The sequence below is a fragment of the Flavobacterium sp. FlaQc-57 genome (genome assembly GCF_044007395.1).
In the GTDB taxonomy this organism is placed as follows: Bacteria; Bacteroidota; Bacteroidia; order Flavobacteriales; family Flavobacteriaceae; genus Flavobacterium.
Genome location: NZ_JBIPDA010000002.1, coordinates 468,922 through 485,324, shown reverse-complemented (window position 1 = coordinate 485,324; position 16,403 = coordinate 468,922). Strand labels below are relative to the sequence as shown.

Below are 16,403 nucleotides of genomic sequence, written 5' to 3'. Positions count from 1 at the left end.
GTTATTTTTTGAAAGAATTTACTTCTAATTTATATATTTGCCATTCGTAATTTTTTTTAAGATTTGTTTTTATAAAGATATTTTTCGCCGCCATTAAACTATTTACCATCCATGTCAGATCAAGATTTATTTTATTTATTAGCCTTATTAAAAGTTGAGGGTGTGGGTGATATTATGGCAAAAAAATTGCTGACACATTGTAATAATGCCGAAGCCGTTTTTAAAACAAAATTCAATCAAATTGCTGCTATTGATGGTGTTGGATCAGTTTTATTGAAGAATTTAAAAGATAAATCTGTTTTCGAAAAAGCGAGTCAGGAGTTAGAATACATTAAATCAAACAACATAAAAGTTTCTTTTTTTCAGGATGAAAATTATCCGGATCGACTCAAACATTGTATCGATTCTCCTGTATTGATTTTTTCGACAGGAAATATAAATTTAAAAAACAAGAAAATAATCAGTATTGTTGGCACACGTCAGATTACTTCGTACGGAATGGAGTTTTGTAAAAAGTTAATTGAAGATTTAGCGCCACTTGATCCTATAATCGTTAGCGGATTTGCTTATGGTGTTGATATTGTTGCGCATCAATTGGCAATGGATTATAATTTACAAACCATTGGCGTTTTGGCGCACGGTTTAAACCAAATTTATCCGAAAACGCATAAAAAGTACATTGCCAAAATGGAAGAAAACGGCGGATTTATAACAGAGTTTTGGAGTTCTTCTAATCCGGATAAAGAAAAATTTGTACGCAGAAACAGGATCGTTGCCGGCATGACCGAAGCCACAATTGTAATTGAATCTGCAGATAGAGGAGGGTCGCTTATTACTGCAAATATGGCCAACGATTACAATCGCGATGTTTTTGCCGTTCCCGGGCGTGTTACGGATAAATACAGCCAAGGCTGTAATAACTTGATTAAAACGCAAAAAGCAAATGTTTTGACCTCTGCTGCCGATTTGGTTTATATTTTAAACTGGGACATCGAAAACAAGGCTAAAACAGTGCAAAAACAATTGTTTGTAGAATTAGAATCTGACGAACAGAAAATTTATGATTTTCTCCTTAAAAACGGAAAAGAGTTGCTGGACGTTATTGCGCTTCAATGTGATTTTCCGATTTACAAAATATCTGGAACCCTTTTAAATATGGAACTTAAAGGAGTAGTTAGGCCTTTGCCGGGGAAATTATTTGAGGCGATTTGAGAAAAGTAATAACTTGTTTTTTATTTCTGAGATCTGAAGATATTTATAAGAAACAGGATTATAGAAATTGTACCTAAAACGACTGAGACAGTAAAATTTTTGAATGATATTGAATAAAATGCGACTAAAACAAGCTCAAAATGGGCAAGAGAAATGTAATAATGTGTCTTTCGTTTCAGAAGGAATATTATTAAATAACCAAAAATGAAAATAATTTGGGAGATTGCTAAAAATGCATTTAATAATGCTTCATTCGAAATGTTATAAGCCCAACCTACAGTTTTGTTTACAGCGAAAGACTGCTCATCTCCAAATAAATAGGCTAGTAAAAAGCTTAGTACAAAAAGTGATATCAGGACAAGAAACATGTAATTTGTAAATAATTTTTTCATGTTTTAGTTTGGTAAAATATCAATTTGAGGGAATTATTTTAATTGTAGAAATTACTTAGTTATTCCTATTAAAAAACCCGACCAGTTTTAAAAACGAGTCGGGTTTAGAATATTATTTACTAAATCCAAGAACTTCTCGAACTTTTGCTAAAACACCATCAGCAATAACAGAAGCTTTTCCTGCACCTTTTTTCAAAAGCGCGTCAACTTCTTCGAGGTTATTTATGTAGTAAGTGTATTTTTCTCTTTCCGTTTTAAATTTTTCGGTAATCAATTCAAACAAAGCTTGTTTGGCGTGACCATAACCGTAATTTCCACCTAAGTAGTTGGCTCTCATTTCGGCAATTTGAGCGTCAGTTCCTAATAGCGAGTATATTGCAAAAGCGTTGCAGGTATCCGGATTTTTAGGAGCTTCAAGTGGTGTACTATCAGTTTCGATGCTCATTACTTGCTTGCGAAGCGTTTTGTCGTCAAGGAAAATATTGATAATATTATTAGCAGATTTACTCATTTTTCCGCCATTAGTTCCAGGAATTAATCTGCCTTCTTCCTGAGTTATAGCTTCAGGAATTACAAAAGTTTCTCCCATTTGGTGATTAAAACGTGAAGCCACATCACGTGTGATTTCTAAATGTTGCAATTGGTCTTTTCCAACCGGAACAAATTCAGCATCGTACAATAAAATATCTGCAGCCATTAACATCGGATAGGTAAAAAGTCCGGCATTAACATCATCTAAACGATCTGCTTTATCTTTGAAAGAATGCGCCAGAGTTAAACGTTGAAATGGAAAAAAGCAACTTAAATACCAAGTCAATTCAGTAGTTTGAACCACATCAGATTGTCTGTAAAAAGTAACTTTTTCAGGATTTAAACCACAAGCAAGCCAGGCTGCTGCAGTACTGTATGTGTTTTCTCTTAATGTTTTCCCGTCTTTAATTTGAGTAATCGAATGTAAATCAGCGATAAACAAATAAGATTCGTTTGCCGGATTGTTCGATAATTCGATTGCAGGAATAATTGCTCCTAATAAATTTCCCAAGTGTGGCGTTCCAGTACTCTGAACACCAGTAAGTATTTTTGCCATTCTAGTTTTTGTAATTCTTTAAGCGCGAAGTTCGTGAAGTTTTTTTATAACCGCAAAGTTCGTGGAGTTTTTTAGCTTATGTTTAATTTTTGCAATGATTTAAAGTTTTTTAAGAACAAATGATTTTACCACAGAGGACACAAAGTTTTTCGCAGAGATCGCGAGGTATTTTTGGGAATGTGAACAGCAAAATTTTGCTTAGATCACAGAGGGATTGTATAAAATTACATATCGTTGATAACTCTTCTTATTCCGTTTTTTAACAGAATTTCGTTGAAGTTTATTAGCAATCCTAATTTATATTTTCCAAGTCGTAAGTAGGTTAGTGTTTGAGCTAAGTGAATTGTTGTTAACGATTCAACACTTTTTAATTCGATTATAAATTTATTCTCGACCAGTAAATCAACACGGTAACCACAATCCAATGTTACGTCTTCGAAAATTATCGGTATTGATTTTTCTTTTTCTACTTTAAATCCTTTTTGTGCTATTTTATAAAACAAACATTCTTTGTAGGTATTTTCTAATAAACCTGGTCCAAGTGCTTTATGAACTTCGATTGCTAGTCCAATTACAATTGTTGATATTTCATTTTCTGTCATAAATAGCAAGTTAATTTTAATATAAAATTTCTTATAAAAATAATATTTTTTTTATTGAATTTGATTTTTTACCAGGAAAAAAAAGACTTAGAAATTTAGAGACAAAGCTTTGTGATCTTATTGCTTGCAATTATCAATTTTACAGTTTACTTTTTTACTTTGCGAAGAACTTTGTGTTCTCTGTGTTAAAAGAACAGTAGTTATTTTAAACACAATTGATTCTTTTATAAAAATTCACTTCTGTTTTATTACATTTGAAACTATGAAAGGAATTAAAATTGTTTTTTGGGTCTTATGGCGCATTTGGTTTTACATTTTGATGGCCATCCCAATATTGATTATGCTGCCGTTTTTGCTTATTTCTATTATATCTGAAAGCGGTTATCCCTATTTCTTTAAAATGGCCCGCATTTGGGCTAAATTCATCCTTTTTGGCATGGGTTTCTATTATAGAATCGAACGCCAGCAAAAACTAGTTAAAAATAAAAGCTACATGATTGTGGCCAATCATACTTCAATGACAGATATTATGCTGATGTTGGCGGTGGTTAAAAATCCTTTTGTTTTTGTTGGAAAAAAAGAGCTTTCGAAGATTCCGTTGTTCGGGTTTTTCTACAAAAGAACCTGTATTTTAGTGGATAGAAATTCTTCAAGAAGTAAAAATGAAGTTTTTAAAAGAGCACAAAACCGCTTGAATCAGGGTCTAAGCATTTGTATTTTTCCTGAAGGAGGAGTTCCGGATGATGAAAGTGTTTTATTGGATGAATTTAAGGACGGAGCTTTTCGTCTGGCAATTGACCATCAAATTCCGATAGTTCCAATTGTGTTTGCTGACAACAAGGAACGTTTTTCGTATACTTTTTTCAGTGGAAGTCCTGGAAAAATGCGCGTAAAGGTTCTGCCATTTGTAGAAACAAACGGATTAAAAAGTGATCATAGAAAAGAGCTTAGAGATCAGGTAAGACAAATAATTTACAAGGGATTACTTGAATTTAAAAAGAAGGAAAAATTAAAATAATTATAACTTTAAAACCCGACAAATTTTCAGCAATTGTCGGGTTTTCTTTTGAATTAAAAACCCCCATTTTATATTCAAAAAGTTTATCGATGAATTATTTTTTCTGAGATAAAACGTAATACTTTTCTAAATTTCAGTTTGGTTTTTCGGCGGTTTTTATTGTACAACACTTCTATTTTCTCTTTCATGGCTAAAATATTAACGGTTGATAATAAAGAGTTTGGTTAAAACTCAAGTTAAAGTCATACTACTATAGAGAGCAAAAAATGAAAAAGGTTGCGTGGAGAATCAAAAAAAAGTAGAAAAAATAATAAAAACCCGCTAGTACCTAATAACTAACGGATTTTTATTGAACAAACCAACCAAATTTATTCTAGAAAAAAGTATGAATGATACTTATGGCAAATACCAATCAAAATTATGTCTATTTATAAGATGCGATTGTTTGAAAAAGGTTGCGTCATTTTTACTTTTTTTTTGAAAATAAAAAACCCGAACAATTTTTAAATCGTTCGGGTTTATATAAAGTATTAATTATTAAGCCTTTTTAAAGGTTTAGGCATTTGCTAATTCTTTAATATGTGCTTTAATTTTAGCTTCTAATTCATCAGCCAATTCCGGATTATCTTTAATTAAAGATTTTACAGCATCACGACCTTGTCCTAATTTTGTATCACCGTAGCTAAACCATGATCCTGCTTTTTTAACGATTTCAAATTCAACAGCTAAATCAAGAATTTCTCCGGTTTTAGAAACACCTTCTCCGTACATAATGTCGAATTCGGCAGTTTTAAAAGGTGGAGCTACTTTGTTTTTTACGATTTTAACTTTGGTTCTGTTTCCAATTACGTTTTCACCGTCTTTAATTTGAGATGAACGACGAATATCGATACGAACAGAAGCGTAGAATTTTAATGCGTTACCACCGGTTGTAGTTTCAGGATTTCCAAACATTACACCAATTTTCTCTCTCAACTGGTTGATGAAGAAAACAGTACAATTTGTTTTACTAATAGTTCCGGTTAATTTTCTTAAAGCTTGTGACATTAAACGTGCGTGAAGACCCATTTTTGAATCTCCCATTTCACCTTCAATTTCACTTTTTGGAGTCAATGCAGCAACAGAGTCAATTACTACAATATCAATTGCGCCTGAACGAATTAAGTTCTCAGCAATTTCTAAAGCTTGTTCTCCGTTGTCTGGTTGAGAAATGATCAGGTTTTCGATGTCTACACCTAATTTTTCAGCATAATTTCTATCAAAAGCGTGCTCAGCATCTATAAAAGCAGCAATTCCACCAGCTTTTTGAGCTTCGGCAATCGCGTGTAATGTTAATGTGGTCTTTCCAGAAGATTCCGGACCGTATATTTCAATAATTCTTCCTCTAGGATATCCATTTACTCCAAGGGCCAAATCAACACCAAGAGAACCTGAAGAAATAGTTTCAACTTCTACAATGGCTTTGTCGCCCATTTTCATTACAGTACCTTTACCGTAAGTCTTATCTAGTTTGTCAAGCGTAAGTTGTAGCGCTTTTAATTTGGCATCTTTCTCTGAACTCATCTCTTTTTTTTCTTTTTCTTTCATGTAAATTTTTATAATTCATTCTCAAAAACAAATCAGAAATTAGTAACTTACTGACTTAGATTTGTACCAGGCTTGTAATTTTGTAAAATTAGTTCTTTTTTGTGAAGTTTGATTCTCTCAAATTGTTCCAAATTGTCACAAATTTCGACTATAAAAATAAAGCCTTTAATTCTGTGGCATCAGAAGGTTTTATTTTTCCTGCAAGTAACAGACTCAATTGTTTACGACGAAGTGCGGCATCAAAACGCTGAATTTCTAATTCCGTTTCTGGTATAATTGCCGGAACTTCAACAGGTCTTCCGCTATCATCCACTGCAACAAAAGTATAAATTGCTTCGTTGGCTTTGGTTCTGCTTCCTGATTCGCGGTCTTCTACCCAAACATCAATGAAAACTTCCATAGAACTTTTAAATGATCTTGAAACCTTGGCTTCAATTGTCACTACGGCTCCAAGAGGAATGGCTCTATTAAAAGCTACGTGATTTACAGAAGCAGTTACCACAATTCGGCGTGAATGTCTGCGTGCTGCAATACTTGCTGCGCGATCCATTCTGGCTAATAATTCGCCACCAAATAGGTTGTTTAAAGGATTTGTTTCGCTCGGTAAAACTAAATCAGTTAATATCGTTAAAGATTCTGAAGGATGTTTTGCATTCATTTTTTTAATGTAAAAATTTATTTTTCATGTCCGCTCTGCGAACTTTTTTTGCCACAGATTAAAAGGATTCTGATGATTTTTTCTAATCCTTTTAATCTGCGAAATCTGTGATCTATTTTAATTCAACCAGTAAACAGCCATAACAGCCGGAATGAAATAAATAACAATGGTTCTTGCACCGTCGTAATCTTTCGCTAATCTTTGTCCAAAAAGCATCATTAACAAAGATATACATGAAAATATTGCGCCATAAAGACCAAACTCACGACCGCTGTTTGTTAGTAATTGTATGGCACCAACTACGCATAAAATTCCAGAAATTAATTCTAAAACCAAAAGGTGGAAAAGCGCAAGTGGTACTTGATTTTTAAGCCTTGTTTTAGCAAAATGACCTTTAAGCCATTCGACATTATCTTTCCAGTAGAATATTTTTTCGTATCCTGATTGTAAAAAAGTTAAGGCTAAAAATGCTAATAGTAAAATAGAGGCAACATTATTCATTTGTAAACTATTTTTTATGAATTAAACGAGTCAATTTTATAGATAGGTCAGTTAAAATTATTTTTGCATTTCCGTTTCTTTCAATGTGATACATGGCATCTGAAAGTTCTTTGAAAATTTCATGAATATTGTTTCCGTTAACGAAAGGGGCAAAATTTTCGAGTTTGAATTTATCAACTTTAGGTTCGATATAAACTAGAGTTGGCGCCTGATAATTAAGTAAAAGCGCCTGACGGAACATTTCGATACAAAATTGAATGAATTTTTTTTGGCTTTCGCGGCCAAGAGCTGCGATTTCTTCGCTCCAGGAAATCAGATCCTGAATTGCGGCGGCATTTCCTTTTGCTCTAAAAGCGGCACGAACCCAATTGACAAACCATTGTTCAAAAGGATATTCGGAATCATCTTCTTTTAAAAGATGCATTGCTTTATTGAAGTTTCCTTGTGCTTGATGCGCAATTTTGAATGCTAATTTTTCGTCGATATTTTCTTTAGAAGTTAAGGCTTCTGCGATTACTTTTTCGGGTAATCCATTAAAGTGAATTACTTGACAACGAGAACGTATGGTTTGTATAATGTCTTCTTCATTTTCAGAAATCAGGATAAAAATGGTTTTATCTGAGGGTTCTTCCAGAAGTTTTAATAGTTTGTTTGATGCTGCGATATTCATTTTATCGGCCATCCAGATGATCATGATTTTGTAACCGCCTTCATAAGATTTCAGGGCAAGCGATTTTAAAACTTCTGTTGCATCTTCGACACGAATTTCTCCTTGTTTGTTTTGAACTCCAAGAATTTTATACCAGTCAAATAGGCCTCCATAAGGCATTTCGTGAATAAAAGTGCGCCAATCCTGAATAAAGTCTAAGCTTTTAGGTTTGGTTTTTACATCTTCGGTTGTAACCGTGGGATAGATAAAATGAAGATCAGGATGTGATAAGTTTTGAAATTTCAAATTGCAGGAATCATTTCCGTTTGAATTTTCGTTTCCTGTATTACTGCACAAAATATATTGCGCATAAGCAATTGCAGTTGATAAGGTGCCACTTCCTTCTGGCCCAATGAATAATTGTGCGTGCGGAATTCGTCCGGAAGCTGCACTTTTTATCAAGTGACTTTTGATGTAATCTTGACCTAAAATTTGAGAAAATTGCATGAAGCAAAGATAGAAGAAAATGATGTAGTCAAAAATTTTCGATCAAAAGTTTCTCCATCGCTGTTCATTTCTGATATTATTTGTGTTTTGAGGTAAATTTTCTGCTGTTTATTAACTAAGTTTTGTTAATAAAGAGATGAATTTGATGAGATATTAAGACTTTTTTGTTAATAGTTTTTTCTTAAAAATGATAAACGTAAGGTTTTTTTGGTTATTAATTTTGCTAAAGCGATTTTTTTAATAGTTAATATCTTACTGTATATGTTTTCCTGATTTTAACAAAAAGTTCGTTAAAACGCACATTTTCTCGACATAACGCTGATTTTTAAGCTTTTTTTAAGCTTTTTTTTCGAAAAAAAAAATCAATAAAGTTGCAATTTAAGTTAATTTCTATATTTTTGTTTTCATCAACAACCAATTATAAATAAGAATCTATGAAAGGGAAAATTATTTTATTTAGTGCACTTTTTTTATTGACAACTGGTGCTATTTCTGCACAAGCTAAAAATGCTCCAAGAAGTATAATTAGTACAACAGCTCTTATTCGTAAATACCATGATCAGAAAGAATTAAGTGGTATGCAAAAAGGGGAACTTTTGGAACTATACATTGAGCGTATTAAAGTTTTAGTAAAGACCCTTCCTTACATTGCTTTGGTTACTAAACCGGGAGTTACGATGGCAGACTTAGGTATTCCGGACGATAACGAACACAAAAAAGTATTAGATGCTCAAGCTGTTGGCACAACAACATTCTTAGATACAACAGTAGAATTTCAAAGAAAAATGATGCCTTATTCTGATAAAGGAAACTTAATCGCGGCAATTTTATTCTATGAAAGTACATTGAAATCTTTACATGAGTTCAACGATTTGAACGAAATGTAATAAAAATATATTTTTTAAAACCTTTTTTAAGATGATTACGTAGATGACTTTGTTTTTTACGTCATTTTTAAAAAGAGATAAAAAAGAACAACTCGTTCTCGATGTATCTGATAGAGTATCAGAAAAGTCGGGATGAGTTTTTATCATTTACGCATACCCTATACGCATACCCAAATTTATTATTAACCCTAATACCCCCTTATCATGAAAAAAATTACTCAAATGATCTGCGTTCTTTTGACAGTCACTAGTATGAGTGCGCAACAAGAGAAAGGAATTATGGGCTACAACAATTGGTTGAATAACTGGACCGAATTTAAGCCTAACAAAGTGGACTATGGAGAAGCAAACCAAATTTTAGCAGGAAACATTTCTGTTAATACTAAATTGCTGAAGAGGAATGTTTATGTTTTGCAAGGAAACGTTTATGTTACAAATAATGCTGTTTTAACAATCGAACCAGGAACTTTGATTATTGGTGATTTTGAAACAAAAGGAACATTGGTAGTTACAAAAGGTGCACAACTTATTGCAGATGGTTTAGAGACTGATCCAATTGTATTTACTTCAAACCGCAGCCAGAAAAAAGCTGGAGACTGGGGTGGTGTTGTACTTCTTGGTGATGCTCCAATCAATAAATTTGGGAATGTTGGTTCTTATAACTTAGATCTTGATCCTACATTAACTACTTATGGAGGTGATAATACAGCCGGAAACTCAGGAATTTTAAGATTTGTTAGAATTGAATTTGCAGGAAAAAAAGTTAAAGGTGTTGATACTTTCAATGGTTTAACTGTTGCAGGTGTTGGTTCTAAAACGATACTTGAAAACATTATGGTAAGCTATTCTGGTGGTGATTCATTCGCTTTCTTCGGAGGTGATTTAAACGCTACTAAATTAGTTTCTTATAAATCTATCAACGACGATTATAAATTTACTCAAGGTGTTCAATGTCGTCTATACAACTCATTGGCGGTAAGATCTTCTTATTTATCTAGTAATAAAGACGGATCTCGTTGCATGGAAGTAAAATCATACGAAAAGAAAAACGAAACTGATTTTACTAAAAAACAAACTTTAGTTGTTGCAACTAATATTACAATGCTTAACGACAGTGAGAACATCAATGCTGATATTCAGTCAGGTTTAGTAAAAGAGGCAATTTTTGTTGCTGAAAATGCTTCACTAGAAATGAAACGAAGTGTAATCTCAGGATTTAATCCAGCTGTTTTATTAGATAGTAAAACAGAAATTAATGATGCTAGTCTTAAGAAAATCAAATTTGAAGAAATGTACTTTAACCTATGTAAAGGAAATATCTTTACAGAGTACAATGCTAATAATGAAGATTTAGAGAGCTGGTATGGTAATAGTGTGTTTTTCAATGTTTATTCGCAAAGTGATAATAAAGAAACATTCATTGACATTTCTAACCCTAAGAAACCAGATTTCAGATTACAATTAGGAAAAATTACAGCGTCTAGCAGCAACAGGTAAATAGATTTCGATTTTTATTTCAAAGCGTAAATTTTATTAATAAAGTCCCCAGACACAATTTATGTATTCGTCTTAAAGCGGACCAAATAAAGATCAAGACATAATGGCTCTATCTAGAAAAAAATATTTTATATATATAATATTTTTGGTTTCACCTATTACGTTAAGTCTATATGCACAGAGTTCAGTAGAAAAACCTACAGTTTCTATTGAATCAAGCAAAATGACTGCGTCTAACAACCAAAAGAATGGCACAGCTGATGTTATCAGCATATTAGATAATTCTAATCATTTTATAGTAGGACTGTCCAACCCCAAGGATAGTCTTACTATTATATCTGAGACGAAAGATCAAGATTCAAAATGTGAAGAAAACACATTTATAACAGCTACTTATTCTGCTCTTGCAAAAGACATTATAGAGAATTATAAATATGATTTTTCGGAAACATTTATTGATATTTTGTTTTTTGACCGTATAGATTTAGCAAGAACACGCACTATATGATTCAAAAAACTACCCCAAATTTTACCACACTTTTTCTGTTATTTAGTATTTTGTTTTTTACTAAATCGAATGTGCATGCCCAAACTCAGACTATAGTTCCTCAGCCATTAAATGGATTAGAGAAACTTTGTGCTGGTGGCACTTTTAATGAATTTTATGCGACATTTAGTTATGTTGGTTTTCCTGCGGGAACTACGTTTGCTGTCGAACTTTTAGACAATGCAAATACTCCAATTGCGACTACTTTACTCGCGCCTCCGGTAGATGTTTCTGTAACGCAACAAACTTTAAAATTTGCTGTACCGGTTAATCTGATTGGTTCTGATACTTATGGTTTACGAATCAAAAGTTCAACAGGTTTTACAAGTGTAAGATTTAAAAATAATGTAGGAGCTACTTCTTTCCCTGCTTATTATAAAGATTATGAAGCTCCATTTTCTATCAATAACAAAGACACTAATGCTATAATTTGCTCTGCAGGAAGTATAACTCTTTCAGTAGATAGTACTCCTAGTGTTCCCGCAAATATCAAATACATATGGTATAAAGATAATGTAGTTATTGCAGGACAAAGTGCTAAAGCGTTAACTGTAAATGCAGTTGGTGATTATTATGCAACGATCGATTATGGTGCATGTACTGATGTGAATTTTAGTTCGAATCATGTTAATGTTACCAGTACATCTTCAGGATCTGCAGTTGTTATTAGTTCTAGTTTAGGCAATCCTTTTTGTTCGAATGGAACAGGTACTGTTTTAACAGCAACTCAGGGTAAAACATACAAATGGTATAAAGACAACACTTTAATTACGACCGCAACTACAAGAAGTATAACAACAAACGAATCTGGAGTTTACAAAGCCGAAGTTGATTTTGGTGGCTGTAATGCTACGGGAACTATTACTTTGACAAGTAACAGTTTTAATGCCAGCATTGACGCAGCAGAAGAGTTTGAACTTGCAGAAGGAGAAACTTTAAATGTTACTGTAACTACTAGTGCTACTAACCCAACATATGAATGGTATTTGAATAATGCGCTTATTGCAGGTGCAGTAAACAATACTTATTTAGTAGCAGTTAAAGGAGTTTATAAAGTAAAACTTTCTCAAGCTACAGGTTGCGTTTCTACTAAAGAATTAACTTTTAAAGCTACAGGACCTAAAGCGCCGGCAACTGTTATTCCAAACATAATAAGTTTGAGCAGTCATCCCTATTGGGACTTGCCCGATGAATATCAAAACTCAAATACGAATGTTATAATAATTAGCTCACAGGGAGAAATGATTTTCCAAGGCGTTAATTATGATTCTTCGAAGTGGGTAATCAAAGATTTTAACAATGTAAATCCGGTATATTACTATGTCATTAAATCCGACACAGGTGAAAAAAAAGGATCAATAACTGTGATAAAATAATATGAAGAAAATTTTACTATTCATAACTTTATTTTACGGTTTTTCAAATACACTCTATTCTCAAACTACACAAGAGGATGGAGTTGTTTCGTTTTCATTACCTATCAGAAATTCTTTAAAGTTCAATAGATATTTAATTAACCCGGCATTCAGTTTTGTTCGCGAAACAAATGCATATGCAAGTTTTTATAATAAAAGGCAATGGGTACAATTTGAGAACGCTCCAAACACTTATTTAGCTAATTATTCCGGACGTTTTAGAGAGAACGAAGCATTTGCTTTTGGTCTTTTTCAACAAAATTACGGTCTAATGACAGTTTTTGGAGGAATAGGAAACTTTGCTCATAACATCGTTTTAGAGCAAGACAGTAACTTAACTTTTGGTATGAACGTTGGTGTTTACCAAAGCGGATTAAATAAAGGAAAAATCATAACAGATGATCCCAATATTTTAAACGGGGATTATCCTTCCAATACTCTTTTGACAATTAATCCCGGTGTAAACTACGGAACTGCATTTCTTGATTTCGGATTATCTGTAAACAACTTGATACTTTATAATTTCGGATCCGGAATTGTAAAAAAAGATCCTGAAAGAGCAATAGAATTGCACGCGATGTACACAGGATATATTGACAGTTATGGTTTTTTTGACAGAAGTAAATTCTCCGGAATTGTAAAAACAGAAATCAAACAAGACAAAACCATCATTTCCGGACTTGCAATGATCACAATTCCGCAAGGAGTTTGGGCACAGGCCGGATACAATTCATTGTATGGAGTTTCAGCAGGTTTAGGTATAAATATCTCTCCAAGTATTGCGATTGAGTATAACTACGAAAGAGGTATGGGTAACTTCACAAATATGGGAGGTTCTCATGAATTTGCTATTGCATATAAATTCAAAAACAAAAACTATTATTACGGTGATGACGAAGAAGGTTCTTTAATAGATCCAGCTAAACCAAAAGCTGTAATGGCGAAACCTAAAAGCGCTCCGGTAACGAGAGTAAGTGGTGCCGAAACAGCAAGACTTGCTGCTGAAGCTAAAGCAAAAGCCGATGCTGAAGCAATTAAAATTAGACTTGCTGCAGCAGAAAAAGTAAAAGCTGATGCTGAAGCTGCTGCAAAAGCAAAATTAGAAGCGGATAGTAAAGCTAAAGCCGATGCTGAAGCCTTGAAAATTAAATTGGCCGCAGATGCAAAAGCTAAAGCTGATGCACAAGCGAATGCAAAAGCAAAACCAGTTGCTGCGAGTAAACCAGCACCACAAAAAACACAAGCACAATTAGCTGCAGATAAAGCAAAAGCAGATGCCGAAGCTTTGAAAATTAAACTAGCTGCAGATGCAAAGGCGAAAGCTGATGCTGAAGCTAATAAAGCTAAAGTTGCTGTAAGTAAAGCAGCACCACAAAAAACAGAAGCACAATTAGCTGCTGACAAAGCGAAAGCCGATGCCGAAGCATTAAAAGTGAAACTAGCTGCAGATGCAAAAGCAAAAGCTGATGCAGAAGCCTTGAAAGTTAAGTTAGCTGCTGACGCAAAAACTAAAGCCGATGCTGCAGAAGCAAAACGAAAAGCCGATGCTAAAGCAAAAGCTGAAGCTGCAGATTTGCAATCAATTTTAGCTGCAGATGCCAAAGCAAAAGCAGATTCAGATGCGCTTCAGGCAAGGTTAGCTGCTGAAGCAAAAGCTGCTGCTGCTGCTGCTGCAAAAACAAAAGTAAATATTGACGCTGCTAACAAAGCGAAGTTAGCTGCTGATGCCAAAGCAAAAGCTGCGGAAGATGCTGCATTAAAAGAAAAATTGGCTGCTGATGCCAAAGCAAAAGCTGATGCAGAAGCAAGACAAGCAAGAATAGCTGCCGAAGCTAAAGCGAAAGCAGATGCTGAAGCTCTAAAAGTAAAATTAGCTGCAGATGCAAAAGCCAAAGCGGATGCCGAAGCACTTCAGGCAAAATTAGCTGCCGATGCTAAAGCCAAAGCAGATGCCGAAGCATTGCAAGCAAAATTAGTTGCCGATGCAAAAGCCAAAGCAGATGCCGAAGCATTACAAGCAAAATTAGTTGCAGATGCTAGAGCAAAAGCAGATGCCCAAGCACTTCAGGCAAAATTGGCTGCTGATGCAAAAGCGAAAGCAGATGCCGAAGCACTTCAGGCAAAATTAGCTGCCGATGCTAAAGCTAAAGCAGATGCTGAAGCATTACAGGCAAAATTAGCTGCTGATGCTAAAGCCAAAGCTGATATGGAAGCGTTACAAGCAAAACTAATAGCTGATGCAAGAGTAAAAGCTGATGCAGAAGCTACTGCAAAAGCGAAGGCCGATGCTGAAGCAAAACAATTACGAGAAGCAGAAGAAGCACGTACTGCGAAATTAGCTGCCGATGCTAAAGCGAAAGCCGATGCAGAAGCTCTTCAGGCAAAATTGGCTGCTGATGCTAAAGCGAAAGCAGATGCAGAAGTACTTAAAGCGAAATTAGCTGCCGATGCAAAAGCTAAAGCAGACGCTGATGCACTTAAAGCGAAACTTGCCGCTGATGCAAAAGCGAAAGCAGATGCCGAAGCATTACAAGCAAAATTAGCTGCAGATGCCAAAGCTAAAGCGGATGCTGATGCACTTAAAGCGAAACTAGCTGCTGATGCAAAAGCTAAAGCAGATGCCCAAGCACTTCAGGCAAAATTAGCTGCTGATGCAAAAGCGAAAGCAGATGCCGAAGCATTACAAGCAAAATTAGCTGCTGATACTAAAGCCAAAGCAGACGCAGACGCATTACAGGCAAAACTTGCTGCAGATGCGAAAGCCAAAGCAGATATGGAAAAAGCACAAGCTAAATTATTAGCGGATCAAAGAGCGAAAGCCGATGCAGAAGCAACAGAAAAATTAAAAGCTGAAGAAGAAATCAGACAGTTAAGACTTGCAGAAGAAGCACGTGAAGCTAAATTGCTAGCCGATGCAAAACTAGCTGCAGATGCAGCTGCCAAAGCTGCTTCAGCTCCAAAAGACGATACTGCAAAAGAGATTGATAATTTAACGTTCTCTATTGAAAACGGAGGTAAAATTCAAAAAGATTTATTATCACAGTTTAATACAACGGTGGCAAATAAACAAAGAGATTTGAATGACTTAAGAGAAGAAAACGACTTAAGTGAAAAAGGAATTTATAAAGAACCAAAACCTTTCAAAAGTGTTGCGGCAGAAAACAGTCAGTTAGAAGCTTTAAAATCACAACTTGCTGAAGCTAATAAAGCTCAAAAAGATGAAATAACGAAGCTGACTAATTTATATAACGAAAGACTTAAAAAATTCCCGAATAAAAACGATGCTTTAAACAAAGCGTATCTTGAAAAGATCAACCAGTTGAAAGCAGCACAATTAAAAATGGAACAGGATAGTGCTGTTTTACTTTCGAATTTAGAGCGTATTAAAGCAGAAACTGAAATCGAGAAGAAACGTAGAATTAAACGTGCGGCTTATGAAAATGATCAAGGAAGATATGCGCAGGACGTTGCAGCTCTTAAACGTATTAAAGAAACAACAAAATTAAGCAGTACACCATTAACCGCAAGTGATTTTGATTTTGGCGAAGACCAATCGAATATGCAAATTATCAAGAATATTAAAAATTCGGATAGTGGTTATTATTTAATTATTGCGGTTCACAGCAGTGCTGAAAAACGTGATCAGTTTTTAGCTAAAGCAATAGCTGCCGGACGTACAGATGTTAATTTCTTTTACAATGTAACAACAAGTAAGTATTACATCTATTACGAGAAATTTGATGGTTTACCAGAAGCAACTAAAGCATTAGAAGCAAAAGGAAGCAAGCCATATAATGGAAAAATGGCCATTGTAAAAGTGGAGAATTAAGAGATATATAATAAA

The 16,403-nt window shown here is 34.3% G+C and carries 13 protein-coding genes; 7 read left to right on the top strand and 6 right to left on the bottom strand.

Annotation, left to right across the window (positions count from 1 at the left end; genetic code table 11):
* Positions 1 to 111 precede the first annotated feature (111 nt).
* A complete protein-coding gene (gene dprA / locus ACHRVZ_RS08020) occupies positions 112 to 1,212 on the top strand; it encodes a DNA-processing protein DprA (RefSeq protein WP_395421764.1) in 1,101 nt (366 codons plus the stop codon).
* A gap of 504 nt (positions 1,213 to 1,716) precedes the next feature.
* On the opposite strand, the gene trpS is transcribed toward dprA, so the two are convergent.
* Together trpS and ACHRVZ_RS08010 are read right to left on the bottom strand one after the other, a co-directional pair.
* On the bottom strand, positions 1,717 to 2,691 hold the full coding sequence (trpS, locus tag ACHRVZ_RS08015) for a tryptophan--tRNA ligase (protein WP_395421763.1): 975 nt from the start codon (positions 2,689 to 2,691) through the stop codon (positions 1,717 to 1,719).
* A 224-nt stretch (positions 2,692 to 2,915) separates the two neighbouring features.
* Positions 2,916 to 3,293 (bottom strand): GxxExxY protein, encoded by a 378-nt coding sequence (locus ACHRVZ_RS08010; protein WP_395421762.1) that lies wholly within the window; start codon positions 3,291 to 3,293, stop codon positions 2,916 to 2,918.
* 262 nt (positions 3,294 to 3,555) lie between these two features.
* Here ACHRVZ_RS08010 and ACHRVZ_RS08005 point away from each other — a divergent pair, with 262 nt between their 5' ends.
* Positions 3,556 to 4,311, top strand: coding sequence for a lysophospholipid acyltransferase family protein (locus tag ACHRVZ_RS08005; RefSeq protein ID WP_395421761.1), 756 nt, complete (start codon positions 3,556 to 3,558; stop codon positions 4,309 to 4,311).
* Positions 4,312 to 4,866: 555 nt separating this feature from the next.
* On the opposite strand, the gene recA is transcribed toward ACHRVZ_RS08005, so the two are convergent.
* The 4 genes from recA to ACHRVZ_RS07985 form a co-directional block, all read right to left on the bottom strand.
* Entirely contained in the window at positions 4,867 to 5,874 is a 1,008-nt protein-coding gene (gene recA / locus ACHRVZ_RS08000) for a recombinase RecA (RefSeq protein WP_395422503.1), read from the bottom strand.
* A 172-nt stretch (positions 5,875 to 6,046) separates the two neighbouring features.
* Complete coding sequence (locus ACHRVZ_RS07995) at positions 6,047 to 6,556, bottom strand: acyl-CoA thioesterase (RefSeq protein ID WP_395421760.1); 510 nt, start codon at positions 6,554 to 6,556, stop codon at positions 6,047 to 6,049.
* A 117-nt stretch (positions 6,557 to 6,673) separates the two neighbouring features.
* Positions 6,674 to 7,057 (bottom strand): DoxX family protein, encoded by a 384-nt coding sequence (locus tag ACHRVZ_RS07990; RefSeq protein ID WP_395421759.1) that lies wholly within the window; start codon positions 7,055 to 7,057, stop codon positions 6,674 to 6,676.
* A 7-nt stretch (positions 7,058 to 7,064) separates the two neighbouring features.
* Positions 7,065 to 8,213 (bottom strand): ATP-binding protein, encoded by a 1,149-nt coding sequence (locus tag ACHRVZ_RS07985; protein WP_395421757.1) that lies wholly within the window; start codon positions 8,211 to 8,213, stop codon positions 7,065 to 7,067.
* A 434-nt stretch (positions 8,214 to 8,647) separates the two neighbouring features.
* On the opposite strand from ACHRVZ_RS07985, the gene ACHRVZ_RS07980 reads away from it, so the two are divergent.
* The 5 genes from ACHRVZ_RS07980 to ACHRVZ_RS07960 all read left to right on the top strand — a co-directional run bounded on the left by ACHRVZ_RS07980 (position 8,648) and on the right by ACHRVZ_RS07960 (position 16,388).
* Positions 8,648 to 9,100, top strand: coding sequence for a hypothetical protein (locus ACHRVZ_RS07980; protein WP_395421756.1), 453 nt, complete (start codon positions 8,648 to 8,650; stop codon positions 9,098 to 9,100).
* A gap of 204 nt (positions 9,101 to 9,304) precedes the next feature.
* Entirely contained in the window at positions 9,305 to 10,597 is a 1,293-nt protein-coding gene (locus ACHRVZ_RS07975) for a hypothetical protein (RefSeq protein WP_395421755.1), read from the top strand.
* Between the two features lie 103 nt (positions 10,598 to 10,700).
* On the top strand, positions 10,701 to 11,105 hold the full coding sequence (locus tag ACHRVZ_RS07970; protein WP_395421754.1) for a hypothetical protein: 405 nt from the start codon (positions 10,701 to 10,703) through the stop codon (positions 11,103 to 11,105).
* On the top strand, positions 11,102 to 12,520 hold the full coding sequence (gene sprC, locus ACHRVZ_RS07965) for a gliding motility protein SprC (protein WP_395421753.1): 1,419 nt from the start codon (positions 11,102 to 11,104) through the stop codon (positions 12,518 to 12,520). The genes ACHRVZ_RS07970 and sprC overlap by 4 nt, the downstream gene beginning before the upstream one ends.
* 1 nt (position 12,521) lies before the next feature.
* On the top strand, positions 12,522 to 16,388 hold the full coding sequence (locus ACHRVZ_RS07960; RefSeq protein WP_395421751.1) for a PorP/SprF family type IX secretion system membrane protein: 3,867 nt from the start codon (positions 12,522 to 12,524) through the stop codon (positions 16,386 to 16,388).
* Positions 16,389 to 16,403 lie beyond the last annotated feature (15 nt).